Below are 25,107 nucleotides of genomic sequence, written 5' to 3' on the forward strand. Positions count from 1 at the left end.
CACAATGGAGAAAATGGAGGGAATCGCTTCCCTCCAATTTTGTCAGGCTGCGATTTTACTGTCTTCAGGCAGTGTCAACACGTTGTTGTTTGACTGGTGTGCTACAAAGCCGGCGTGCATCAGGCTTTCATCGTTAAGAATGTCAGAGAACTTCTCCGCAGTTTCTGCATCTAGTGCAAGATCGAAGGTTTCGTTATTGATTGTGGTATCCATTTTTCGTGTCCTTTCCCTAATATTTCGTTTTAGAAATTATCGTTGTGTAGCGGTGATGATTTTTTGCAGATACCACTGGTGGTGTCAAATTATTTGAGGTGGGGATATTATGGATTTGATATTTTACGGATGCGGCTTACAAAGGTTGGTAAGTTTTCTTACAGTAATTGGAGTGTTGGGGTGGAGTATTAATTTTGCCGCTTTATTAGTCGATATTAAATTGCCTTTTATAAGTTGTTGATTAGTAATGTTTTGCCGTATTTTCATGTCACTTCAACGTTGTAATGTGAAGTCCACTCACTGGATTCTCGATATTTTCGTGGTGGGCAAAGAAACGGACGCTTCAGGGGCAGATCTAATTTTTAGTAGCGACCAACATCTTCCCCAAAAACGTGCTGTCATACTATGTTCCTGCGCCGATAGGCACCGACGTCGACCAACCACGCAATCTGGCGAAATCGGTGACTGTGGAATAAGTTATCCACAGCTGATCGAACCTTAAAAAATCGCAGCCACTTGGTTGCGATTTTTTTTATCTGAATCGAGGACACGCCCATGGACCGCTTCCAGGAAATGCAGGTCTTCGCCGCCGTCGCCCAGGACCAGGGCTTTTCCGCAGCAGCGCGGCGTTTGGGTTTGTCCGCCGCCAGCGTTACCCGGGCGGTGGCGGCGTTGGAGAAGCGCATTGGCACGCAGTTGCTCACGCGCACTACGCGCAGTGTTTATTTGAGCGAGGCCGGGCAGCGATATCTGGAAGACTGTCGAAGAATTCTGGCTGAAGTGCAGGAAGCTGAGGATTCCGCGGCAGGCAGTCACGTCCAGCCCCGTGGGCATCTGACGATTACGGCGCCAGTTTTGTTCGGTGAGTTGTTCATCACTCCGCTGATGGTGAGTTTTCTCACGCAGTTTCCTGACGTGACGATCAATGCGCTGCTGGTGGATCGGGTGGTGAGTATCGTCGAGGAAGGGGTCGATGTGGCCATCCGCATCGGTGAGTTGCCTGACAGCAACCAGCATGCGATTCGGGTGGGCGAAGTGCGGCGAGTGATCTGTGCATCGCCGCAATTTCTGGGTATCCATGGTCGGCCAAAACATCCACAAGAACTGGCTCAGGCGCCGATTATTGCGACGTCCGCGATTGGACAGTTGAAGCACTGGCCCTTTCTCGAGCGAGGCGAGCCACTGAGTGTCCGGGTAGAACCGCGTCTGACAGTAACGGCGAATCAAGCAGCGATCACCGCGGCCGGGCTTGGACTGGGTTTTACCCGGGTTCTGTCCTATCAGTCGGCGAGCAAAGTGGCGGCAGGTAAGCTTGAAATTGTACTCGCGGATTTCGAAATGCCGCCTTTGCCCATCCATGTGCTTTATCAAGGCGGGCACAAGGCTGCGACGCGCGTTCGTAGTTTTGTCGACTTTACGGTGAAGGCACTCCGCGAGCATCTCGCTTTGCGGGACTGATGCTTTATTTCTCTGGGTGAAATAATTGATTGCGTTTGCTGGGTATTCTGTTGTTTTCGTGACTGGTAGAAGATGGCTGCCATCGGTGCTGATCTCTCCCCTGACAGCGCCACTGCCCAGCGGAGTCGACCATGCAAGCCATCAAACTCTACAACTTTCCACGTTCCGGCCACGCGCATCGTGTGGAACTGATGCTTTCGCTGCTGCAACTGCCGACCGAGCTGGTCCTCGTCGACCTGGCAAAGGGCGAGCATAAAAAGCCGGAGTTCCTGGCCATCAACGCTTTTGGCCAAGTGCCGGTGCTCGACGATCAAGGTGTGGTGCTGGCGGATTCCAATGCGATTCTGGTCTACCTGGCGAAAAAATACGGTAAAGGTCGCTGGCTGCCAGACGATCCGGTCGGTGCCGCCAAAGTGCAGCGCTGGTTGTCGGTTGCTGCCGGGCCAATCGCCTTCGGGCCCGCCCGGGCACGGCTGATCACGGTATTTGGTGCACCGTACAATCCTGATGAAGTGATTCCTTACGCTCATAGCGTGCTCAAGGTGATCGATCAGGAACTGGCCAACACAGCTTTCCTGACCGGCAGCGAACCGACCATCGCCGATGTGTCTGCCTACAGTTACATCGCCCATGCACCGGAAGGCAACGTCTCGCTGGAGGACTACGCTAACATCCGCGCCTGGTTGGCGAGGGTCGAAGCCTTGCCCGGTTTTATCGGCATGCCTCGCACTGTCGCCGGCCTGCAAAAAACTGCCTGATATTTTCGCCCGACTTCTATCGGGCCCTTCACGCTGTGCCGATGGCGCAGGGGAGAAGCCGCAATGGACCATTCACCGTGGCATGCTGGCGAAAAAGAATTGCAGGCTCATCTCGGTGTGGGTGAGCGAATGGACGTACTCGGGCGCAGGGTAATTCGCGACCAGATGCCGGATCAACATCGCACCTTCTATCAGCAACTTCCGTTCATGTTGTACGGCGCGGTTGATGCTGACGGTCGTCCTTGGGCCAGCGTGCTTGAAGGTCAACCGGGTTTCGTACATTCCCCCAATCCAGGTTTATTGCAATTTAGCAGCTTGCCGGCTGCTGATGATCCTGCGCAACTGGGCGCGGGTTCGGCGATCGGTCTGTTGGGCATTGAACTGCATACCCGTCGTCGCAATCGCATTAATGGCCATATCGGCGCAATGACCACCAGCGGGTTTGCTGTGACGGTGGATCAGTCCTATGGTAATTGCCCGCAATACATCCAATTGAGGCAGTTCCGCTCGGTGCCCCTGGCGGATCCGGCTACACGTCCGGCGCAGCAATTCAATGAATTGGATGACGCGGCCAAAGCCATGATTGCTGAGGCGGACACCTTTTTCGTCGCCAGTTACGTCGATGTCGATGGCGTACGGTCGGTGGATGTTTCACACCGTGGTGGACAGTCTGGTTTTGTCCGGGTGGAAGGGAACTGCCTGACCATCCCGGACTTTGCCGGCAACCTGTTTTTCAATACCTTGGGTAATCTGCGGGTCAATCCAAAAGCCGGTTTGCTGTTCATTGATTTCAATTCCGGTGATCTGCTACAGCTAAGTGGGCGCACCGAAATCATCCTTGAAGGCCCGCAGGTAGAGGCATTTCAAGGTGCTGAACGTTTGTGGATGTTCCACGTGGAACACGTTGTTCGTCGTCCCGCTGCCCTCGGTTTGCGCTGGCGCTTTGACGGTGTTTCGCCGACCAGTTTGCTGACGGGAACATGGGAGCAGGCCAAGGCGCGCTTGCAAGCCAAGACCTTGGGCGATCAATGGCGGCCACTGCGGGTGGTGCGGATCGAAGCGGAAAGCCAACACATCCGTTCGATATATATGGAGCCAGCCGACGACGTCGGGTTGCCGTTGTTTCAAGCCGGGCAACATCTACCGCTGCGCTTCAACATTGATGGTGAAACCCATATCCGCACCTACAGCCTGTCGAGTGCGCCATCGGATGACTTTTTCCGTATCAGTGTGAAACGTGACGGTCGGGTGTCTTCGCACCTGCATGACCAGGTTCGCGTCGGTGACTTGTTGGAGGCAAGGGCACCCCAGGGGCATTTCACTGTTGCGCCCCATGAACGGCGGCCGCTGGTGTTATTGGCCGCTGGTGTGGGTATTACGCCACTGCTGTCGATGCTGCGTGAGGTGGTTTATCAAGGTTTGCGCACTCGACACATCCGGCCGACCTGGTTCTTCCAGAGTTCGCGCACCCTGGCCGATCAGCCATTTCGTCCCGAGGTGGATCGCTTGCTCGATCATGCCGGTGACGCGATCAGGGTGGTGCGTCTGCTCAGTCAACCGGAGCCGGAGGCACGGGAGGGCGAGGACTTTGATGTGACCGGGCGAATTGATGTCGCTCGGCTTTCGGAACTGCTCGAGGTCGAGGACTATGATCAGCTGGATTTTGTCCTCTGTGGTCCCGGCAGTTTTACCCAGGCACTGTATGACGCCCTGCGCGAACTGGATATTCGCGACTCACGGATTCATGCCGAAACTTTCGGACCTTCGACTTTGCGTCGTCGGCCTGACCCCGATGCCATCGTCATTGAGCAACCGCCAGCGGCTACCACCTCGGTGCCGGTGGTGTTCCAGCGCTCAGCCAAGGAAGCTCGCTGGCAACCGGATGGCGGCAGTCTGTTGGAGCTGGCGGAAAGTCGCGGATTGCACCCGGAATTCAGTTGCCGCGGCGGCTCCTGCGGCACCTGTAAGACACGGCTGATCAGCGGCCAGGTCAATTATCCACAGCTGCCAGCGGAGATACCGGATGAAGGTCAGGTGCTGATTTGTTGCGCAGTTCCGGCTCAAGGCACGCAGCCTTTGGTCCTGGATCTTTAACGGGTCAACTCGCGGGAGCCATTGCCCGACGGTCGTTGGCTGGGTAGGGTAGGTAGTACGAAAAAGGGCCGAAAAAAGGCCCTTTGTGCATTTCAGGGACAGGCGTTTTTTCATGGGTTTTCTCACTCGCGTGATCGTCTCGCTGACGGCGCTCGCGCTGCTTGGTGGTTGCGAGCAGCACGACGCACCGCCACTCGATCAGCAACTCTATGTGTGGCAACGCCAATGGACCCCGGCGCATGACGCTGCATTGCGGGAGAGTCGCGCCGACTTTTCCACCTTGCGGGTGCTGGCATTACAGGCCTTCCCTCAGGCGGGCTGGAGTCGCGCGCGGATTGATCCGGCGCTGCTCAAGCGCGATGGTCGGCGGCTGATTGCGGTGATTCGCCTTGATGGCCAGCTACAGTCGCTGGATCAGGATGAGGTCATGGAGCAGATCCAGCGCCTGATTAGCGATTGGCAGGGCAAGGGGCTGACACTCGCCGGGGTGGAAATCGACCACGATGCGGGCAACGCTCGGTTACCCGCCTATCGCGCGTTTCTGGCGCACCTGCGTTCTGCAATGCCAGCGCCCATGGCCTTAAGTATCACTGCATTGCCGGCATGGCTCGACAGTCCAGAGTTACCAGTGTTGTTATCCACCGTCGATAGCAGCGTGTTACAGGTTCATGCCGTGAGCGATCCCCGGCGCGGATTGTTCGATTCAGATCTCGCTAGCCAATGGGCAATGGCCTGGAGTCGTATCACCTCGAAACCCTTTTTCCTGGCCTTGCCGGCCTATGGCGTCGCGTTGTTGCCGAGTGTCGGTGGCGCTCCCATCGTGGAAAGCGAAGTAGCCATTGAGCGTAACGGCAAGCGCCGGGAGTTGTTGGCTGATCCACTGCAATTGAGCAAGCTTGCTGCGCGGTTGCGCGCAGACCCGCCGGCTCATATGGCCGGTTTGATCTGGTTTCGGCTGCCTTTGGCCAACGACCGTCGAGCCTGGAGCCTGGCGACCTTGCGCGCCGTGTCGCGTGGTGATGTCCTTGAGAGTCATCTGGCACTGAATCTTTCGGAGCACGAAGGCCTCCATGACATTGGTATCAGCAATGAGGGCAACCTCGACAATGCCTGGCCCGAGCGCGTGACGCTGGCGGTACAGGGTTGTGAGGGGGCCGATGCGCTGGCCGGTTATACGTTGCAACAAGAACCGAACCTGCTTACCTTCACCCGCCTGCGCGACGGCCGGATAGCGGCTGGCGGACAGCGCGCCATCGGTTGGGCACGCTGCGCAATCATTGATCAAGGAGCTTCGAATGTTCACCCGTAACTGGCCTCGTCACTTGCTTTGTCTGAGCCTTGGCCTGCCGTTGGCAGCCATGGCATGCGGGCCGGATTTCCCCATGCGGTTGCTGGACAATCGAGGTCAATCCCTTGCGGAATTACCGGAGGGCAATTTCAGTTTCGAGGTGAGCCGCCTCGGTCATGCGATTGCCGGTCTCAAGCCTGTTACGGCAGCCACCCTTGTCCCTGGCGCAGCCTATGGAGAGACCTCCGCTCATGTTGAACAGCGGGATCAGGCCGAGCAGGTTGGTTTGACCCATGAACAGCAGGCACAGGTGAAACAGTTGCGTGGGCTCGCCGATGCCCGGCAGGTTGAAGTACAGGGTACGAACCTTCCCGCCGAGCTCAAGTTGTATCTGGCGGGCGCGGTAGCGTTCAATGCCGGCGATCAAACGCTGGCCGCCGAATACTTCCGCAAGGTGCTGGCGCTGCCCGCCGATCAACGGGCATTGCGCAGTACCTGGGCTGCCTACTCGCTGGGGCGGGCGTTGTTCGCCATGAGTTCGCAGGCCGACGCCGCCCCCAACCTGCTGGAACAATCGCGCAAAGCCTTTGAGCAAACCCGCCAACTGAGCATCGACGGCTTCAGCGACCCATTGGAACTGGGCGTCGCCAGTCTCGGTGAAGAGGCTCGCGTGGCCCGGGCGGCAGGTGACTGGAACGGGGCGATCGAACTTTATGCGACGCAGAACCTTCAGGGTTCGGCAGTGGGTTACACCTCGTTGAAGCTGTTGATGGCTGAACTGGCTTCGATGCCCGAGGATCAGTTGGCCGGGTTGCTCAAGGGCAAGCCTGTGCAGCAGCTGGTGACCGCCGCCTTGATCAGCCGGCTGGGTTGGTCATTCGGTGATCAACCACCTAACGAGCAAAAACTGATCAAGCTGTTGCAGAGCAGTACGCGCGGCAGCCTCGACAATGCGGACCGCCTGGCCGCGGTGAATTATCAACAGGGCGATTTCAACAGCGCCAAAGCCTTTCTCGAGCGCGCTGGCGACGGCGGCCTGGCCTGGTGGCTTCGGGCCAAACTGGCGGTGCGCGATGGCGATAAAGCGGCGGCGGCTGCGGCGTATGCGAAGGCCGCCAAGGCTTTCCCGCAGAATGAATCGTGGGGTGATCGGAGAACGCCGGATTACGATTTCGAAACACTGCAACCCAAATGCCGGGTCGAAGGCGAAAGCGCGATCCTGGCCCTGCAACGCGGGGATTATCTGCAGGCGTTCGACCAGTTGTACCGCAGCCAAGGCATCTATTGGTTGGACGCGGCCACTGTTGCCGAGCGTGTACTGACGTTGGATGAGCTCAAGCAGTACGTCGATACTCAGGTACCGGCACCGCCACCCCTCAGCCAGCACAATGTGGACAACTACGTGCCTCTGCCGGTGGCGGCGAGCCTGCGCAATCTGCTTGGGCGGCGTTTGTTGCGCGAAGGACACTACGAGCAAGCGCCGGCTTATTTCGATAACGATGGCTTGCGCCACAAAGCCAGGCTGTACGGCCAGCAACGTATGGCGGCGGATTCGGCATGGTGGCCGACGCGACGCGCCGCGGCTCTGTTCAATGCCGCCTGGACCGCACGTGAATGGGGGATGGATATTCTCGGTTATGAAATGGCGCCGGACTACGCCACGTTCGGGGGCAACTTCAGCCTTGAGAGTGCTGAACTCAAGGTCGGGCCGCTAGTAGCCGAGGACGAAGTGAAGCGTCAGCGAGCCAGCGCCGCCCAACCCGATCAGCGCTACCACTATCGCTTCGTGGCGACGGCACTGGCCAGCCGTGCAGCCGACAATCTGCCACACACCAGCCAGGCGTTCGCCGCTGTGCTGTGTGAAGCGGCCGGCTGGAACAGCAGCCTTGAAGAACAAAGTGCGCTCTACCAGCGATATGTCAAAGAGGGACCATTCGTGGAGTGGGCAGCGGATTTTGGCCATCAATGCCCGTATCCCGACTTTGAAAGTGCAGACAAGCGCTATGTCACGCAGGTCACCGATGCTGCCCGCTCGGCCCTGCGGCCGTACAAGACAGCTCTGCAGATGGGAGGCGTGTTGTTGGTCATGGCGGTGGCGCTGGTGCAGGTCAAGCGTCGTCGCCGCAAAGTGCAATAAGGTTCAAGCCTGTTGAACAAAGGTCAGCCGCACGGCGAAACCGATCAACAGGCTGCCGAACAGCCATTGTTGAACGCGCTGGAAGCTGGGGCTGCGTTGCAGCCAACGACCCAGCGCGGCACCGGTCAACGCATAGGCGCTATCGAACAGCAAACCGACACCGACCAACACCAGGCCAAGGACCGCAAATTGCGCGAGTACCGGTCCATTGAGTGGATCGATGAACTGCGGCAGCAATACCGAGCAAAACAGCAGCGCCTTGGGGTTAAGCAGATTGGTCAGTAGACCGCGGCGAATCGCTTCGCCCCAGCGTGTTTTTTCGTCTGTTGTACCTGGGCCGTTCAGGGATGGCAGCATCGTCGTCCGCAGGCATTGAATACCGATCCACAGCAGATAAGCAGCCCCGACCAGGCGCACTGCGTCGAATGTCCAGGGAGCCGCCTTGAACAATGCCGCCAATCCCAACGCCGCCAGCACTACATGACAACCGCGGGCGATCGCCAGGCCGACGGCCGTGGCCAACGCTGCGCCTTTGCCCTGGCGGGCACCGGTTTGCAGCAGCAGGATCATATCGGGGCCGGGTAACAGATAGACCACCGCCAGCGCCATGAAAAATAGCCCGAGTCCCGCCATGTCGTACCCCTGTCCGTAGTCGATTCAGTGGTGCCAGTCTAGAGCCAGGGAGTAGGGCATGTGCTTGCGTAGTTTGCTTCTAAAGGTGGGTGTTTTGGCATAACCTGCCAACAAATAACGGTTCAACCAGCGGGATATGCCAAACGATGAAACTGGATGCCTACGACCGCAAGATTCTTGCCGCTCTGCAACGGGATGGTCGGCTGAGTAATGTGCAATTAGCTGAAGAAATCGGTCTGTCCGCCTCGCCATGTTTGCGCCGGGTACGGATGCTTGAAGAGGCCGGAGTGATTCGTGGTTATCAGGCCAATCTGGATCGCGATGAAGTTGGACTAGGGCTGACCGTGTTCGTTGGAGTAAAAGTCGAGCGCCATAACGATGAACAGGCTGAATCTTTTCGCTTGGCCGTGACAGCATTGCCGGAGGTGATTTCGGCGTTTCTGGTATCTGGGGAATCGGACTTTCTGTTGCAAGTGGTGGTACCGGATTTACGCGCCTACGACCGGTTTCTCACGGGGTGTTTGTTGAAGCTGCCAGGGGTGAGCGATATCCGCAGCAACTTTGCGATCCACACGGTGAAGACGCCGGGAGCGTTGCCGTTGGGGCATTTGCCGCTGTAGACCGAGGAGACTTCTTCAGGAGCAGGCTCGCTCCCACATACGAATGCATTCCAATGTGGGAGCGCACCTGCTCGCGAAGCGAAGGCCCAGCCACCAAAAATCTGGAGGCCTACATCTGCGTCGCCATCCCCTCCACATTCATCGCGGCCTGGCGCAAGGCTTCGGATCGGGTCGGGTGAGGATGGCAGGTCAGGGCAATGTCTTCGGCGGATGCGCTGAACTCCATGGCCACGCAATATTCGCCAATCATTTCACTGACGCTTGGCCCTACGAGATGCACACCGAGGATTTCGTCGGTACGCTCATCGGCCAGCACTTTGGCGAATCCTTCGGTTTCATGATTGATCTTCGCCCGGCTGTTGGCGGTAAACGGAAATTTGCCGACCTTGAATGCGCGACCTTCGGCCTTCAACTGTTCTTCGGTCTTGCCGACGCTGGCCAGCTCCGGCTTGGTGTAGATCACGTTGGGGATCAGGTCGTAATTGACCTCACCAGCCTTGCCGACGATCTGTTCGACGCAGGCCATGGCTTCGTCTTCAGCCTTGTGGGCAAGCATCGGTCCGGAGGTGACGTCGCCAATCACCCAGACGCCCGCCGCTTCGGTACGGTGCCCCTTGTTGGCGAGCATGCCGCGTTTATCGGTGGCGAGGCCGACGTTCTCCAACCCCAGACCTTGGGTATAAGGCCGACGTCCGATCGCCACCAGCACGTAATCGGCCTCCAGCGACTCGGCTGCTCCACCTGCGGCAGGTTCGACGCTGAGCTGCACGCCGGTTGCGGTCGTCGTGGCGCTGGTCACTTTTGAACTCAATTTGAAACTGATGCCCTGTTTGCTCAGTGAGCGTTGCAGGGTTTTTCCTGCTTCGCCATCCACACCCGGACAAATCCGGTCCAGGTACTCGACCACGGTCACTTGAGCCCCCAAGCGCCGCCAGACGGAACCAAGCTCCAGCCCAATCACCCCGGCGCCGATCACCACCAGATGCTTCGGCACTTCTGTGAGTGACAGTGCGCCGGTGGAATCGAGGATGCGTTGGTTATCGATGTCCACCCCAGGCAGGGGAGTGGGTTCGGAACCGGTGGCGATGATGATGTCTTTGCCAACCAGTTCGGTCTTGCCGCCGACGTTATCCGTCACGGTGACTTTGCCCGGCCCGTCGATGTGGCCCCAACCCTTGATCCAGTCGACCTTGTTTTTGCGGAAGAGAAATTCGATGCCCTTGGTCAGCCCGGTCACGCTTTCATCTTTCTGTTTCATCATCTGGGCGAGGTTGAGCGTGGGTTTGCCCTCGATCCCAAGGTTGGCGAATTCCGCTCCCATGGCTGCATCGTACAGCTCCGAGGCGTGCAGCAATGCCTTGGACGGCATGCAACCGACGTTCAGGCAGGTACCGCCGAGCGTAGCGCGTCCTTCTACGCACGCCGCCTTCAATCCCAGTTGGCCTGCTCGAATCGCTGCGTTATAGCCACCGGGGCCACCACCGAGTATCACGACGTCATAGGTGCTCATGGAAGTACTCCTGGATTGAAAGCGGACGGGGAGGGGTAAAAGTAGCCTTTGAATAAAATTACGAGCGTAATATGTGCGCTCCGATGCATTTCGGTCAAGGCTTCAGCTTGGCGACAGGTTGAGCATCTTTAGATAGGGCGATTGAGCACGAAAATTTCACCGGTACTGTTATATCGTTACGAAATGGCCCGCGGGGCAATTCTAAATACTGGAGTGGTATGCAAGTCGATCTCGAAGAGGGTGGTGATGGAGCGCAGGTAGCCGGGCTGCCGCGTTTTCAGCAGGCAGTTTTTCAGGGGCGACGATTGCGCCTGCTCGCCATCGGTCTCGGCGCGCTCGCGGCAATGGGCCTGGTGCTGGGTTTTTTTGTCGGGATGTTTGCTCCGCAATCCCTTTGGCCTGCGCTGTTGTTCAATCAGAGCGCCGCATTGCTGGTGCTGGTCGCCGGCTTGCAATCGGCCTGGTGGGTCACGCAATGGCGTGCGCAGGCGATGAATCCCTTGGAGTCGGTGGTCGATTCTGATGAAGCTGAAGTCCCGGCAGGCTGGTATGAGCGACTGCTTGAGAGAATCAGTCAGCACTGCCTGAAGCTACTCAGGCAAATCGGAGCCCCGACACTGTGGCTGGCCGGTTGGGCGCTGCTGGCGTTGTTGTGCGTCGAACAGGCATGGACCCTTGCTTTGCCTTCCGCAGCGCTGGGCATGTCGGCCACTGTCAGCGCGACCCTGGGGTTGTTGTTGGCCTTTGGTCTGTTGGTTCTCGAGCGTCAGCTTGCTCAGGAAAATACTGCTCAATGGCCCGAGGCAGGCGCCTTGGCGCAGCTGACCCGCGTGGCGATCATCAGCCTGATTCTTGGAGCGTTTTGCCTGCTGTTCGGCAGTGAGACTTCGGTTTGGCCGGTGCGTCTGGCGGTACTGATCGGCCTGCTGCCAGGCTTCGTTGCCTTCGAATTACTGCTGCGTGCCGTGCTGTCATTGTTCAGCCCGCGTCGCGAACAACTTGAACCTGCATTGCTGGCGAGTAGTTTTGTCGCCGACATGTTGCGCTGGCCGCCACGGCCATTGCAGGCGTTACAGCAAGAATTGCACAACCGCTTCGGCATCGACCTGCGGCAAATTTGGGCCTTCACTTACATGCGCCGGGCATTGTTGCCGGTGCTGGGGGTAGTAGGCATCGTCGGTTGGGTGCTGACCGGTGTTCACGAAATTCCGCTGCAAGGGCGGGGGATCTACGAGCGATTCGGTAAACCGGTGACGGTGTTTGGGCCTGGTCTGCATGCGGGTTTACCGTGGCCATTGGGGAGGGTGCTAAGTGTCGAAAATGGCGTGGTTCACGAATTGGCCACCAGTGTCGGCGAAACATCGGCCCCCGTGCAGGCAGACCCCGCCGAAGGCCCGGCGCCGATAACCGCCAACCGGTTGTGGGACGCCAGCCATGTGAATGACAAATCCCAGGTGATTGCCAGTAGCCGCGCAGACAAGCAGAGCTTTCAGATCGTCAACATGGACGTGCGTTTTGTTTATCGCATTGGTTTGAGCGATCAGGCGGCATTGGCTGCAACCTATAACAATGCGGATGTGCCGACGTTGATCCGCAGCACCGCGAGCCGAGTTCTGGTTCACGACTTCGCGTCTCGCACCCTTGACGGTTTGCTCGGTGAGGACCGGGTAGGGCTTGCCGAGGAAATCGGCCGGGCCGTGCAGGCCGACCTGCAGAAACTCGACAGCGGCGTGGAAATTCTCGCTACGGTCGTTGAAGCGATCCATCCCCCGGCAGGGGCTGCCAATGCTTATCACGGGGTGCAAGCCGCACAGATCGGCGCGCAGGCGTTGATTGCCCGTGAACGCGGAGCCGCCGCCGAAGCCACCAACCAGGCGCAGTTGCAGGCGAGCATTGCCCGGGATCAGGCAACGGCTACCGCCCATGAAATCAACGCGACGGCCAAGGCTGGCGAGCTGAAATTCAGCGCCGAGAAAAAGGCTTACGCCAATGCCGGCCAGGCCTTTGTGCTGGAGCAATACCTCGGTCAACTTTCCCAGGGCCTGGCCAGCGCCAGCTTGCTGGTTCTCGATCATCGTCTGGGCGGCAGCAGCAATGCTCCGACCATCGATCTGCGTACATTCACGTTGCCGGCTGACCCTGCGTCGTCGCGTAAAACTGCTCAGCCAGGAGTCGCCAATTGAGCCAGCTACATACCCACGATCATGCCAACCACAGTGGCCACGATCACAGCCATGGCGGCCATCACCACGGCCATCACCATCATGGTGATCCGCAAGAAGCCGGCCCGTTCCCCTGGCGACGCATGGGCTGGGCGGCGTTGTTGGTGGCGTTTGCCGTGGCGGCAGCAAGCCTGGTGCAAGTGCGTTCAGGCGAAGCCACGGTCATCACACGTTTTGGCAATCCATCGCGGGTGCTGGTAGAACCCGGGCTAGGCTGGCGCTGGCCGGCACCCTTCGAAGCAGCGATCCCGGTGGATCTGCGACTGCGCACCACGTCCAGCGGTCTGCAGGATGTGGGCACGCGGGACGGCTTGCGCATTATCGTTCAGGCTTACGTTGCCTGGCAGGTGCAGGGTGATCCGGACAACGTGCAGCGCTTTATGCGCGCTGTGCAAAACCAGCCGGACGAAGCGGCACGGCAGATTCGCACCTTCGTCGGCTCCGCGCTGGAAACCACGGCCAGTAGTTTCGATTTGGCCAACCTGGTGAACACCGATGCCAATCAGGTGCACATCGCCGATTTCGAAGCACAGTTGCGCAAGCAAATCGATCAGCAGTTGCTGAACACCTATGGCGTGCGAGTGCTACAAGTTGGCATCGAGCGCCTGACCTTACCGTCGGTCACGCTCACTGCGACGGTCGATCGCATGCGCGCCGAGCGTGAAACAATCGCTACTGAACGCACCGCCATTGGCAAGCGCGAAGCGGCGCAAATTCGCTCCGCGGCGGAACGCGATGCACGAATCGTCCAGGCCGATGCCACGGTGAAAGCGGCGGACATTGAGGCGCAATCCAGGGTCGAAGCCGCGCAGATTTACGCGCGTGCCTACGCTGGTTCACCGCAGCTTTACAATTTGCTGCGCTCACTCGATACCTTGGGCACGGTGATTACCCCGGGCACAAAACTGATTCTGCGTACCGATGCCGCGCCTTTCCGGGCATTGGTTGATGGTCCGCCGACGCTTGAAAATAAACCCGGGTCGCAGCCATGAATTTGGTTCCACGTGGAACAAATGAGTTGAGTAGCCCGTGGATTCAGGCCGGACGCGTGGCGTTTTTCGCTCTGTATGCCGTGACGGTGTTGGCCGCTTTGGCTTGGGCGTTCTCCAATGTGCGACAAATCGACCCGCAAAATCGTGCGGTGGTTTTGCACTTCGGCGCTCTTGATCGCGTCCAGAATGCCGGTTTGCTATTGGCCTGGCCGCGACCGTTTGAACAGGTGATTTTGCTGCCAGCGGCGGATAGGGTCATCGAGCGTCGAGTGGAGAACCTGCTGCGAACTGACGCCGCATTGCAGGCCGATCGCGCCGCCAGTTTTGCAACGCCGATCAGTGATGCGCTGGCAGGTTCCGGTTATTTGCTGACGGGGGATGCCGGTGTGGTGCAACTGGATGTGCGGGTGTTCTACAAGGTCACAGATCCGTATGCCTTCGTGCTTCAAGGCGAGCATGTGCTTGCGGCCTTGGATCGTCTGGTGACCCGTAGCGCATTGGCACTCACGGCTGCACGAGACCTGGACACAATTCTGGTCGCACGGCCGGAGTTGATCGGCGCTGATAATCAGGCGGCAGAAAGGCGCGAGCGTCTACGGGGTGATCTGGTGCAAGGCATCAATCAGCGTCTGGCGCAATTGGCCGCGACAGGGCAGGGGCTGGGGATCGAAGTGGCGCGGGTTGACGTGCAGTCGAGCCTGCCGGCGCCTGCGATCAACGCCTTCAACGCCGTACTGACCGCCAGCCAACAAGCCGACAAGGACGTGGCCAACGCGCGCACTGAAGCAGAGAAGCTGACCCAGGCCGCCAATGAACAAGCCGACCGTACGCTACAAGTCGCACACGCTCAGGCGAGTGAACGGCTGGCGAAAGCCTCGGCTGATACCGCCACGGTGATCAGTCTGGCCAATGCGCAACAACAGGCCGCCGATCCGCAAATGTTGCTGCGAATCTACCGCGAGCGGATGCCGAAAATTCTTGGCCAGGCCGGCTCAGTCATTACGGTCGATCCGCAAGACGATTCCCGCCTGATCATTCAGGGAGCTGCACAATGACCGCTCAAACTGCCGCCGCACCGAGCATGTTGTCCTCGGCCGAACAACGCAGCGCTGCTCGCCAACTGACTTTGGCCATGCTTGCACTCGGCTTGCTCGCGTTGGGCCTTGTATGGCGCTGGTTGTCCCCGGAGCAAAGTGGGGTCAGCCAATTGTTGCTGGGTTTTGCTTCTGTACTGGTGGCCGTGCCAGTGATGCGTTCAGCCTGGTACAGCTTGCGGTATCCGAGCCTGCAGGGCATCACCGATCAACTCATCGCCCTGGCGATGCTTGGCGCATGGGCGACAGGCGATCTGCTGACGGCTGCATTGCTGCCGATCATCATGATCTTCGGCCATGTGCTGGAAGAGCGCAGCGTGATCGGCTCGCAGGAAGCCATTCACGCCCTCGGCAAACTGACCCGCAGCCACGCGCATAAGGTTCAGGCCGACGGCTCCATCGTCGAAGTCGACAATGGCACGCTCAGGGCCGGCGATCTGGTGGAAGTCCGTGCCGGTGGTCGGGTGCCGGCGGATGGCCAGGTGTTGTCCGGCCAGGCGAGTCTGGACACCGCATCCATTACCGGCGAGTCGGTGCCGATGGAGGCGGGTGTCGGAATGGCGGTGTTCGGTGGCGCGATCAATCTCGATGGCCTGTTGCGCATTGAAGTGACACGGACCGGCGACGAATCGACCCTCGGCAAAGTGATCGCGCTGATGCAAAACGCCGAGCGATCGAAGCCACCAATCACCCGGTTACTGGAGCGATACGCCGGGAGCTACCTGGTGCTGGTGTTGTTGCTGGCCGCAGTCACCTGGTTCATCACCAACGATGCCCAGGCCATGCTCGCGGTGCTGGTCGCTGCTTGCCCTTGTGCGCTGGTACTGTCGGCACCCGCTACGGCGATTGCCGGGGTAGCAGTAGCCGCTCGGCACGGCATTCTGATTCGCAGCTCGGCGTTTCTCGAAGAGCTGGCAGACCTGACATCGCTGGTGGTCGACAAGACCGGAACCCTCACCTTCGGCACCTTGCGCCTGCAATCCATCGAGAGCTCGCTAGCGGATCGCAACCCCGTCTTGAGGCTCGCCGCCAGCCTCGGTTCCGCCAGCAGTCACCCGGTCAGCCGGGCGCTCGCCGGGCTCGTCCCACCAGAGCATTTTCAGTTGCTGTCGGACATTCGCGAGCGTCAGGGTCTGGGCGTGGTGGCCATGACAGAGCAGGGCGAGGCTGCGCTTGGGCGGCCGGAGTTGTTCGCCCAATTGGGTATAGCTACCCCAAATGTTCCCGACCACGATGGCCCCATTGCCGGGCTGGCACTCAACGGTGAGTTTCTCGCTTGGCTGTTGTTGGCCGACAGTGTTAAACCGGAAGCGAAGGTTGCCTTGAGTGAGCTGAAGGACCTTGGATTGGGCCGACAGCTTTTACTCACCGGCGACCGGTACAGCGTCGCTCACACACTCGCTCGGGATGTCGGCATCAGTGAGGTTGAGGCGCAGGCCTTGCCCGAGGACAAATTGAATCGCGTGTTGAAAGAAATCGGTAACGGCTTTCGGCCTATGGTGGTCGGCGATGGCATCAACGATTCCCTGGCGCTCAAGGCTGGCGTTGTCGGTGTGGCAATGGGTGCAGGCGGGGCGGATATCGCGCTGGCTTCAGCGGATATCGTGTTGATCGGTAGCGACCTGCGGCGCCTTGGCACCTGCGTGCGCTTGAGTCGGCAATGCCGTCAGACTTTGCAAGTCAACGTGATTATCGGTTTGGGCTGGACTTTGGCGATCGTTGCTTTCGCGGCGTTCGGCTGGCTCGGGGCAGCAGGGGCGATGATCGCTGCGTTGCTGCATAACCTCAGTACGTTGCTGGTGTTGGGCAATGCTGGGCGTTTGTTGCGATTTCAGGAGCCGCTGTTCAAGCTCAATGAAGAGCGGTTTTAACAATACAGAACTGTGGGCCGGATTTGCAGTCATTTAGCTAAGAGCGGTCATTTCTGCGAATTCGCAACCGTTGTATATTCGTAGAGTGCCGCTATGAAATCGATAGCCAGTTGTTTTTCCAGGATGGTCTAACCTCTCAGCAGACGTCTGAAACAAGGGGGATTTTCCATGCTCGCGCAACTTCCACCGGCCTTACAGAATCTGCAGTTACCGCTACGCCTGCGACTCTGGGACGGTCATGAATTCAATCTGGGGCCGACGCCCAGTGTCACAATTGTGGTCAAGGACCCACAAATGGTCACCCAGTTCACCCACCCTAGCCTGGACGCGCTCGGGGCTGCGTTTGTCGAGGGCAAACTGGAACTCGAAGGTTCCATCAGCGATGTGATCCGCGTGTGCGATGAATGGAGTCAGGCGTTGCTGGATGAGGACGACGGCAATCAGCCGGTCCGCACCATGCATGACAAGGAGACTGACGCCAAGGCAATCTCCTACCATTACGACCTCTCGAACGCCTTTTACCAACTGTGGCTCGACAGCGACATGGCGTATTCCTGCGCTTACTTCGAGACAGGCAGTGAATCCCTTGAACAGGCCCAACAGGCAAAATTCCGTCATCTGTGCCGCAAGTTGCGCCTGCAACCTGGCGAATATCTGCTGGATGTCGGCTGCGGCTGGGGTGGGCTGGCGCGGTACGCTGCCCGTGAGTTTGGTGCGAAGGTGTTCGGTATTACCCTCAGCAAGGAACAACTGGCCCTGGCCCGGGAGCGGGTAAAAGAGGAAGGGTTGGAGGACCTGATCGAGTTGCAGTTACTCGACTACCGCGACCTGCCTCAAGACGGACGCTTCGACAAGGTGGTCAGTGTCGGTATGTTCGAACATGTCGGGCACGCGAACCTGGCCGAGTATTGCAAAACCTTGTTCGGCGCAGTGAAAGAGGGCGGGTTGGTGATGAACCACGGGATCACCGCCAAGCACACCGATGGGCGTCCTGTGGGACGCGGTGCGGGTGAGTTCATTGAGAAATACGTGTTCCCCAATGGAGAACTGCCGCACCTGTCGATGATCTCTGCCGAGATCAGTGAGGCAGGCCTGGAGATCGTCGATGTCGAGAGCCTGCGCCTGCATTACGCACGGACCCTGGATCACTGGAGCGAACGTCTGGAAGACAATCTGGAGGCCGCCTCGAAACTGGTGCCGGATCAAGCCCTGCGCATCTGGCGCCTGTACCTGGCCGGTTGTGCCTACGCGTTCGCCCGCGGCTGGATCAACCTGCACCAGATTCTCGCGGTGAAGGCCCACGCCGATGGCAGCCATGAGCTGCCCTGGACGCGAGACGATATCTACAATCCCTGATCCCTAGAGAATGGGCGAAATAAGCCGGGCGACCCGCATGCCGATTTGCTGCAAGCGACGGGTCTCCCGGCCTTCTTCCTTGGCGATTTCGTGAGCCTGGTCGAAGTCGTCGTTTAGCATTTGCTCCACTTGGGCAGCAAACGCTTTGTCGACCGTCAGTAGCATCACTTCGAAATTCAATCGAAACGATCGGTTGTCCATGTTGGCACTGCCAATGGCGCTGATTTCACTGTCGATCAACACCACTTTCTGATGCAGGAACCCGGGTTGGTAGCGGAACACCCGCACACCAGCGCGCACGGCTTCAAAGGCATAGAGGCTGGAAGCGGCGTAGACGATTCGGTGGTCGGGCCGCGACGGCAGCAGGATTCGCACATCCACCCCGCGCAAGACCGCCAGGCGCAACGCTGCGAGTACCGCTTCATCGGGGATGAAATAAGGGCTGGTGATCCATACCCGTTCGGTCGATGCGTGAATCGCTTCGACGAAGAACAGTGAACAGGTTTCGTAGGCGTCCGCCGGGCCACTGGCGAGTACCTGGCACAGCACTCCGTCGTCCGGGTAAACCTGCGGCAGGATCAGCGGCGGTAATTCTCGAGCCGCCCAGAACCAGTCTTCGGCGAAGGACTCTTGCATGCAGGCCACCACCGGTCCCCGTACTTGCACATGGGTATCGCGCCACGGTGCCAGCGGTGGTTTCTCGCCCATGTATTCATCGCCAACGTTGTGGCCACCGACGAAGCCGAGCATGCCGTCGACGACCACGATCTTGCGGTGGTTGCGAAAGTTGACCTGGAAACGGTTGAGCCAGCCGCTGCGGGTGGCGAAGGCTTTGACCTTGACGCCGCCATCGCGCAGTGACTGGACGTAACCGTGGGGCAGGGAGTGGCTGCCAATTCGGTCGTAGAGCAGGTAAATCGCCACGCCTTCGCTGGCTTTGTGCAGGAGCAAGTCATGCAGGCGACGGCCCAGCCGGTCATCGTGGATGATGAAGAACTGGACCAGTACGGCTTCCCTGGCCTGGTCGATGGCGTGGAAAATCGCTTCGAAGGTCGCCTGTCCATTCACTAGCAAGCACACTTCGTTGTTTGCCAGGCACGGCATGCGTCCCAGTTTCGGCATGGCCCTCAGCGACGCGTAGGCGCTGGATGCGCGAGCGGTGAGGGCTTCCTCCACCCATGGCCGCCAGTTCAGCTCGGAGACCGCCTTGCGCATCTCCTCGTTGGCTTGGCGCCGAGCCTTGATGTAGCCGTCGAAGGAGCTGCGGCCGAATACCAGGTAGGGGATGAGTGTCAGGTAAGGCATGAACAACAATGACAAGGCCCAGGCAATCGAGCCTTGCGCGGTGCGGACGGTCAACACGGCATGGATTGCTGCAATCAGGCCCAATGAGTGCAGCAGCGCGATGAAATAACCAAAGACATGGGGTCCAAAATAATCCATGGGGGGCAACCTTGCTCCTGAAGATTCAATGCTTAACAGACCATGTTCCGTGCAGAATGTCGCTATTTAATTGGCCCATGAACCGAAGCCCGCTGGCGACGTCTAACGGCCACTACTGATCAGGAGTTACTCGATGAACGTTCGTCTGCTGGGTTTGGCCATGGCATTTGGTTTGGCACTTCCTGTGGCTGCTCAGGCGCAGATGCTTCAGCCAGGTTTGTGGGAATTGACTTCGAGCAACATGAAAGTCGATGACCAGAACCTGCCGGATCTGCAACTGATCCTGGGTCAAATACAAAGCCAGATGACTCCTGAACAGCGCGCGCAGCTGGAAAAACAGGGCATCACCATGGGTGGCAAAGGGATTCGGGCGTGCTTGACGCCAGAGCAGGTCAAGAGCGACAACATTCCGCTGACCGACCCACAATCGGGCTGCAAACAGGAAATCACCGAGCGCACCGGTAATCAGTGGAAGTTCCGTTTCAGCTGCCCGAAAGCACAGGGCGCGGGTGTAGCCACCTTCCTCAGTGATCGTGAGTTCACCACCAAGGTCAACGGTACGTTCAACGCCACCGGCATCCAGCAGAAGGGTAGCCTCGATACCCGCGCGGTCTGGTTGGGACAGGACTGCGGCACCGTAAAACCAAGAGCCTAAACCTCATCGGGGCGAGCCTTGCTTTTTTGTAGGAGCGAGGCTTGCCCGCGAAGACGTCCGTTCAGCCACCACCAATCCCCGGCTGACCTAACCACTCGCACACCGCCTCAACCTTCATCCTGCCAAAATCCTCTCCATTGCGATTGCGCACGCTGACATACCCGCCAGCTCTTTCCTGTTCACCAACCACCACCAGGTACGGCACCGTCTGACTGTGATGTCGAATCTTGTGGCGAACTTTTTCGTTACGCAGGTCCGCCAGGGCACGCACACCACTGCGGCGCAAGTGTTCGGTAACTGCGTGTGCGTAACTTGCCTGCCGGTCATCCATGCTGACCACCACCACATGGGCTGGCAGGCGCCAATGCTGCAGCTCGTGGTGGTTGGACCAGCAGGTACCATAGATCCTTTGCTGCAAGGTTCCGTTGATGTGATCGAGGGCGAAAGCTTGTAAGACCCTGGTGGTGGGCACATGAGGGCCGCTCGTCACATAGTCGGTATCCCCCAGGCGATACAGCGACAGATCGGCGCAAGAGGGCGAGTGGTTGCGATTGCGACGGATCGAGTGGTTGGCCGCCGCCAATGATTGCATACGCGCTTCGATCAGCGGCAGGTCAGCGGTCCTCATTGGACGTTCGACAGCGAACTCACAATAGAACCCGTCACCCAACGCCGAGCCGGTTCGCAATTGAGCATGGGAATGCAATTGCTTGACTGCCATCGCCAGCATCAGCGAACAGGAGCGTCGGAGGATCTCCAGGCCGTCGGGTTCCTGGGGCGTAACGATGCTGACCCTGGCATTGGCCCGGATCACGAACTCACAGTCGACCAACAGGCCGTCCACCCGACCCGCTACTGCAGCGTTGGCCAGCCCGGGGCCAATACTCGCGGCAATCTCATGTACGGACAGCGGTTGATCGTATTCACGCAATGAACCATCGGGCAGAGTGATCTGGATCATAGTTTTTGTTCTCGAATGCTTCGATCACATGCGTCAGCGGCTTAACCTTAGATCCAAAACCCGGCCGCTGTCATGTAGACGTTTGTCGTGCCCACTCAAAACTCTTTCTAGAAAGCCCTGTAGGCGCGCAGCAGATTGATTGTTGATGCGCGCCATAACTTCGGTACAGAGCCTGGCGCAATGCCTGTAAATGGATTATGCGGCCTCCCAGTTCCACCGACTCTCGGCAACGGCATCGTGGGCATGCAGGCTTTCAGCATGGATGACGCGTATCTGGAACCCACTGACGCCGGGTGAGCGTTTCAGGGCCAGGTTCAAGCGTCGAGCAGCGTCTTCGCAAAACATCAGGTTCTGACCATTAGCCAAGGCGAACGCCTGTTCATCAGCCCGTTTGACAGCGGTTTGTACGGCGGTGCCGAGGGCTGCCTCGGCGTCGTTGATGATTGCGACCAGCGGCAATTCATCCAGGCTCTCGTGCAATCGCAGACTCAGTTGCGCCGTACTGCGTTGACTATGGGGCGTCGCAACAATGCCTTCAGGGGAACCGAGCCAAGCGAGTACTTCGTCGTGATGCAAAGTCCGGTTGGCAAAATCATCGACGAATTGCTGTTGGATCAGTTGTCGGGACAGCGCGGCTGAACAAGGACAGGTTGAGGAATAAGGCAGTGCCATTTTTAGTTCCACGTGGAACATCTGGTTTTTCAAACGTGCTTCGATGCTGACGGGATAGCTTTTCCAGCCAGACAGAGGACTGACCAATGCCGGTCTTTTCAGCAGCAAATCGGTGTGAATAGTCAGGTAGGCGTTGTTTGATAGCCCTTCGTGACTGATCAGGAAACTATGCAAAACCCGTCGTAGCAGACCGGGCGAGAGCGTTTCTTGCTCAAGCGTTTCCAACCCCAGATACAGCCGCGACATATGAATCCCACGCGCCTCGCCGTTATCGAGGCTCACACCCGCGTCGGCCGTCGCAGGCAATTTTTTGCCGTCGAGTAAAACAGGAAGAGCAATGCCACACATGCCCACCCATTCCAATGGGTGGGCTTGGCGTAAAGCCTGCGCGGCGATATCCGGCAGAGTCAGCGCATTCATGAGCAGGTCCATAGTGGAGTTTGTTGTGTAATGTTATATGATAACATTAAGACAAGCCCGATAATTTCACCGGGTACCCTGTGAGGAGCTTCTGATGCCAAATCGCCTTCCCGTGACAGTCCTCTCGGGCTTTCTTGGAGCCGGAAAAAGTACACTTCTTAATTACATACTACGTAATAGAAATGGTCTGCGCGTTGCTGTCATCGTCAATGACATGAGTGAAATCAATATCGACGGCAGTGAAGTCCAGCGCGATGTCAGTCTCAATCGTGCGCAAGAGAAACTTGTGGAGATGAGCAACGGCTGCATCTGCTGCACGTTGCGGGAAGACTTGCTGAAGGAGGTTAGCTCGCTCGCCGGGGAGGGTCGTTTTGATTACTTGTTGATCGAATCAACTGGCATTTCAGAGCCGCTGCCAGTAGCGGAGACCTTTACCTTCCGCGATGAAAACGGCCAGAGCCTCACCGACATCGCCCGGCTCGACACGATGGTTACCGTGGTCGATGGCATGAATTTCCTGCTCGATTTCCAGGCTGCCGAAAGCCTGGCGTCACGAGGCGAAACGCTGGGCGAGGGAGATGAACGCGCGATCACCGATCTGTTGATCGAGCAGATCGAATTCGCCGACGTCATCCTGATCAGCAAGATTGACTTGATCAGTAGCCGAGAACGCGAGGAGCTGACGGCGATTCTTGAACGCCTCAATGCGCAGGCGCTAATCATCCCGATGGTCATGGGCGAAGTGCCGTTGGAGAAGATCCTCGATACCGGTCGTTTCAACTTCGAGAAAGCGGCGCAGGCACCGGGCTGGTTGCAGGAAATGCGTGGTGAACACGTGCCGGAAACCGATGAATATGGCATCGCGTCCTACGCCTATCGCGCGCGTCGCCCCTTTCATCCGCAACGCTTCTTCAATTTCATCGATGGCCCGTGGCTCAATGGCAAGCTGTTGCGCTCCAAGGGCTTCTTCTGGTTGGCGAGCAAACACACGGACGCTGGCAGTTGGTCCCAGGCCGGCGGAATGATGCGTTATGGTTTTGCCGGGCGCTGGTGGCGTTTCGTGCCGAAGGATCAGTGGCCGCAGGATCAGGAAAGCACCGCCGCCATCCTGCAGAACTGGGACGCTGATAGTGGCGATTGCCGGCAGGAACTGGTGTTCATCGGCCAGAACGTCGATTTCGCGCAACTTGCCGCCGAGCTGGACGATTGTCTGTTGAGCGATGAAGAGATGGCGCCAGGCGCAGAGAGCTGGTGCTCGTTGCCTGATCCGTTTGGCCCTTGGTATGAAGAGGCCGCTTGATCCTCAAGGCTCGAGCCAGGTTCCCTGGCTCTGGGCTTCGCAAAACGGCTTCAAATACGCCGCATCCGTGGCAACGCCGTAATAGTGAATATCCTGCCGGTAAGGCATATTGGCGACTTGGGCGTTGCTGCACAGGCCGAACGCCCCACCAGGGCATTGGTCGACGTACTGCACTTCGACTTTCTGCCCTGCAAGGGTTGGCTGGCAGAATCCATCGGCGAACAGTTTTTGCGGAATGTTGCGGTTTTGCTGGCAGACTTTCACGTCAAGCCGTTCCGCCTGGCTGTGGACCACGCAAGCCTGGGCCAGCGCCTCGCCACTATTGAGCGCCAGCAGCAACGACACGCCTATCCACCGCATTCTTACCTCCCAAGACACCTTCGATCATGTTGCAGAACATACCCACCCATGTCATCGCCGGGCCACTGGGGGCCGGTAAGACCAGCCTGATCAGCCACCTGCTGGCGCAACGTCCCGCTGGCGAGCGCTGGGCGGTGCTGATCAACGAATTCGGACAGATCGGTATCGATGCCGCGTTGTTGACCCGTGATGCCGATGGTATCGCACTGGGTGAAGTGGCCGGGGGCTGTTTGTGTTGCGTCAACGGTGCGCCGTTTCAGGTCGGTCTCGGCCGTTTATTACGCAAGGCGCGACCGGATCGACTGTTCATCGAGCCGTCCGGGTTGGGGCATCCGGCGCAGTTGATCCGGCAGTTGCGTGAAACGCCGTGGCAAGGTGTCCTGAGTGTCCAGCCCTGCGTTCTGGTACTGGACGCCCAGGCGCTGGCTGCTGGCAAGCCGCTCCCGCTGGCGCAACGGGAGGCGTTGGAGAGTGCTGGCCTGTTGCTGCTGAACAAGGCGGAACACCTCGATGAAATCGCTCGGCAACGCCTTGTCGCGCAGTTGCCGGAGCGCCCAATGTATTGGGCGCACCATGCAGCCTTGCCATTGAGCCAATTGCCAGGCCTGGCCGCGCAGGCTGTGGCGGGTGTGGATAACTTCGTGGCGCCCAAGGGTTTGGCACAGTTACCGGCGATCTGGACCGATCCGGCGCTACCGATTTGCTTGAGCCAGGCGCAGGAGGACAGCTGGAGCATTGGTTGGCGCTGGCATCCGAGCCAGACCTTTGACACTAACAGGATCGCTCGCTGGCTCGCAGGCCTTGATTGGCGGCGGGCCAAGCTGGTTATCCACAGCGTCGAGGGGTGGATGTCGGCGAATGCACTGGATAATGCGGCGCTGGAATGGCGGTCCAGCGAATGGCGCCAGGACTCGCGGATTGAGCTTATTTTCAGTCAGATGCAGGATGTTCAGGTGCTGCAACGAGGACTGGACGGCTGTCGGTTGGGGTGAGGATCAAAAGATTGTCCGAACGCAGGCCGAACCTGCGGCAGCTTCTACAGGGATCGCC

21 protein-coding genes and 1 pseudogene are annotated in these 25,107 nt (G+C 58.6%); 15 read left to right on the forward strand and 7 right to left on the reverse strand.

Annotated features, from left to right (window positions below):
- Window positions 1–42: 42 nt before the first annotated feature.
- Window positions 43–213, reverse strand: coding sequence for a hypothetical protein (locus tag PSUM_RS31725; protein WP_020797973.1), 171 nt, complete (start codon window positions 211–213; stop codon window positions 43–45).
- 383 nt (window positions 214–596) lie between these two features.
- On the opposite strand from PSUM_RS31725, the pseudogene PSUM_RS32650 reads away from it, so the two are divergent.
- The 6 genes and pseudogenes from PSUM_RS32650 to PSUM_RS17255 all read left to right on the forward strand — a co-directional run.
- A pseudogene (locus PSUM_RS32650) lies at window positions 597–689 on the forward strand (hypothetical protein); the annotation flags it as partial.
- Window positions 690–768: 79 nt separating this feature from the next.
- Window positions 769–1,671, forward strand: a complete 903-nt coding sequence (locus PSUM_RS17235; RefSeq protein WP_083349936.1) for a LysR family transcriptional regulator — start codon at window positions 769–771, stop codon at window positions 1,669–1,671.
- Between the two features lie 131 nt (window positions 1,672–1,802).
- The gene (locus PSUM_RS17240) at window positions 1,803–2,429 is read left to right on the forward strand and encodes a glutathione S-transferase family protein (RefSeq protein ID WP_083349935.1); all 627 of its coding nucleotides are present in this window, start codon (window positions 1,803–1,805) and stop codon (window positions 2,427–2,429) included.
- A gap of 63 nt (window positions 2,430–2,492) precedes the next feature.
- On the forward strand, window positions 2,493–4,523 hold the full coding sequence (locus PSUM_RS17245) for a 2Fe-2S iron-sulfur cluster-binding protein (RefSeq protein ID WP_083349934.1): 2,031 nt from the start codon (window positions 2,493–2,495) through the stop codon (window positions 4,521–4,523).
- A 112-nt stretch (window positions 4,524–4,635) separates the two neighbouring features.
- Window positions 4,636–5,832 carry a DUF3142 domain-containing protein gene (locus PSUM_RS17250; protein ID WP_083349933.1) on the forward strand — a complete coding sequence of 399 codons (1,197 nt, stop codon included), beginning with the start codon at window positions 4,636–4,638 and terminating at the stop codon, window positions 5,830–5,832.
- Entirely contained in the window at window positions 5,819–7,948 is a 2,130-nt protein-coding gene (locus tag PSUM_RS17255; protein ID WP_083349932.1) for a hypothetical protein, read from the forward strand. Before PSUM_RS17250 ends, PSUM_RS17255 begins: the two co-directional genes overlap by 14 nt.
- A 3-nt stretch (window positions 7,949–7,951) precedes the next feature.
- Here PSUM_RS17255 and PSUM_RS17260 read toward each other — a convergent pair whose 3' ends face one another.
- Entirely contained in the window at window positions 7,952–8,581 is a 630-nt protein-coding gene (locus tag PSUM_RS17260) for a LysE family translocator (RefSeq protein ID WP_020797966.1), read from the reverse strand.
- 146 nt (window positions 8,582–8,727) lie between these two features.
- Here PSUM_RS17260 and PSUM_RS17265 point away from each other — a divergent pair, with 146 nt between their 5' ends.
- Window positions 8,728–9,201 carry an Lrp/AsnC family transcriptional regulator gene (locus PSUM_RS17265; protein ID WP_008064568.1) on the forward strand — a complete coding sequence of 158 codons (474 nt, stop codon included), beginning with the start codon at window positions 8,728–8,730 and terminating at the stop codon, window positions 9,199–9,201.
- Between the two features lie 109 nt (window positions 9,202–9,310).
- Here the strand turns inward: PSUM_RS17265 and lpdA are convergent, their stop codons facing one another.
- On the reverse strand, window positions 9,311–10,711 hold the full coding sequence (gene lpdA / locus PSUM_RS17270) for a dihydrolipoyl dehydrogenase (protein ID WP_083349931.1): 1,401 nt from the start codon (window positions 10,709–10,711) through the stop codon (window positions 9,311–9,313).
- 218 nt (window positions 10,712–10,929) lie between these two features.
- Between lpdA and hflK (PSUM_RS17275) the strand changes: the two genes are divergently transcribed.
- From hflK (PSUM_RS17275) to cfaB, 5 genes are all read left to right on the forward strand, one after another.
- Window positions 10,930–12,894, forward strand: a complete 1,965-nt coding sequence (gene hflK, locus PSUM_RS17275; protein ID WP_083349930.1) for a protease modulator HflK — start codon at window positions 10,930–10,932, stop codon at window positions 12,892–12,894.
- Complete coding sequence (gene hflC, locus PSUM_RS17280; protein WP_083349929.1) at window positions 12,891–13,925, forward strand: protease modulator HflC; 1,035 nt, start codon at window positions 12,891–12,893, stop codon at window positions 13,923–13,925. Before hflK (PSUM_RS17275) ends, hflC begins: the two co-directional genes overlap by 4 nt.
- On the forward strand, window positions 13,922–14,980 hold the full coding sequence (gene hflK, locus PSUM_RS17285) for a protease modulator HflK (RefSeq protein WP_020797962.1): 1,059 nt from the start codon (window positions 13,922–13,924) through the stop codon (window positions 14,978–14,980). The genes hflC and hflK (PSUM_RS17285) overlap by 4 nt, the downstream gene beginning before the upstream one ends.
- Entirely contained in the window at window positions 14,977–16,890 is a 1,914-nt protein-coding gene (locus tag PSUM_RS17290; protein ID WP_083349928.1) for a heavy metal translocating P-type ATPase, read from the forward strand. Before hflK (PSUM_RS17285) ends, PSUM_RS17290 begins: the two co-directional genes overlap by 4 nt.
- Window positions 16,891–17,058: 168 nt before the next feature.
- The gene (gene cfaB / locus PSUM_RS17295; RefSeq protein WP_020797960.1) at window positions 17,059–18,246 is read left to right on the forward strand and encodes a C17 cyclopropane fatty acid synthase CfaB; all 1,188 of its coding nucleotides are present in this window, start codon (window positions 17,059–17,061) and stop codon (window positions 18,244–18,246) included.
- 3 nt (window positions 18,247–18,249) lie between these two features.
- Here the strand turns inward: cfaB and cls are convergent, their stop codons facing one another.
- Window positions 18,250–19,689 carry a cardiolipin synthase gene (gene cls / locus PSUM_RS17300; RefSeq protein WP_020797959.1) on the reverse strand — a complete coding sequence of 480 codons (1,440 nt, stop codon included), beginning with the start codon at window positions 19,687–19,689 and terminating at the stop codon, window positions 18,250–18,252.
- 133 nt (window positions 19,690–19,822) lie between these two features.
- Here cls and PSUM_RS17305 point away from each other — a divergent pair, with 133 nt between their 5' ends.
- Window positions 19,823–20,344 (forward strand): DUF3617 domain-containing protein, encoded by a 522-nt coding sequence (locus PSUM_RS17305; RefSeq protein ID WP_020797958.1) that lies wholly within the window; start codon window positions 19,823–19,825, stop codon window positions 20,342–20,344.
- A 61-nt stretch (window positions 20,345–20,405) separates the two neighbouring features.
- Here PSUM_RS17305 and PSUM_RS17310 read toward each other — a convergent pair whose 3' ends face one another.
- Window positions 20,406–21,305, reverse strand: a complete 900-nt coding sequence (locus PSUM_RS17310; protein ID WP_020797957.1) for a His/Gly/Thr/Pro-type tRNA ligase C-terminal domain-containing protein — start codon at window positions 21,303–21,305, stop codon at window positions 20,406–20,408.
- Window positions 21,306–21,500: 195 nt separating this feature from the next.
- A complete protein-coding gene (gene folE2 / locus PSUM_RS17315) occupies window positions 21,501–22,397 on the reverse strand; it encodes a GTP cyclohydrolase FolE2 (protein WP_083349927.1) in 897 nt (298 codons plus the stop codon).
- A gap of 94 nt (window positions 22,398–22,491) precedes the next feature.
- On the opposite strand from folE2, the gene zigA reads away from it, so the two are divergent.
- Window positions 22,492–23,697: a zinc metallochaperone GTPase ZigA gene (zigA, locus tag PSUM_RS17320; RefSeq protein WP_083349926.1), complete on the forward strand. Its 1,206-nt coding sequence runs from the start codon at window positions 22,492–22,494 to the stop codon at window positions 23,695–23,697.
- A 3-nt stretch (window positions 23,698–23,700) separates the two neighbouring features.
- Here zigA and PSUM_RS17325 read toward each other — a convergent pair whose 3' ends face one another.
- Window positions 23,701–24,057: a hypothetical protein gene (locus tag PSUM_RS17325; protein WP_042955427.1), complete on the reverse strand. Its 357-nt coding sequence runs from the start codon at window positions 24,055–24,057 to the stop codon at window positions 23,701–23,703.
- Window positions 24,058–24,083: 26 nt separating this feature from the next.
- Between PSUM_RS17325 and PSUM_RS17330 the strand changes: the two genes are divergently transcribed.
- Window positions 24,084–25,049 carry a CobW family GTP-binding protein gene (locus tag PSUM_RS17330; RefSeq protein ID WP_083349925.1) on the forward strand — a complete coding sequence of 322 codons (966 nt, stop codon included), beginning with the start codon at window positions 24,084–24,086 and terminating at the stop codon, window positions 25,047–25,049.
- Window positions 25,050–25,107 lie beyond the last annotated feature (58 nt).

The organism is Pseudomonas umsongensis, assembly GCF_002236105.1.
Lineage (GTDB): Bacteria > Pseudomonadota > Gammaproteobacteria > Pseudomonadales > Pseudomonadaceae > Aquipseudomonas > Aquipseudomonas umsongensis.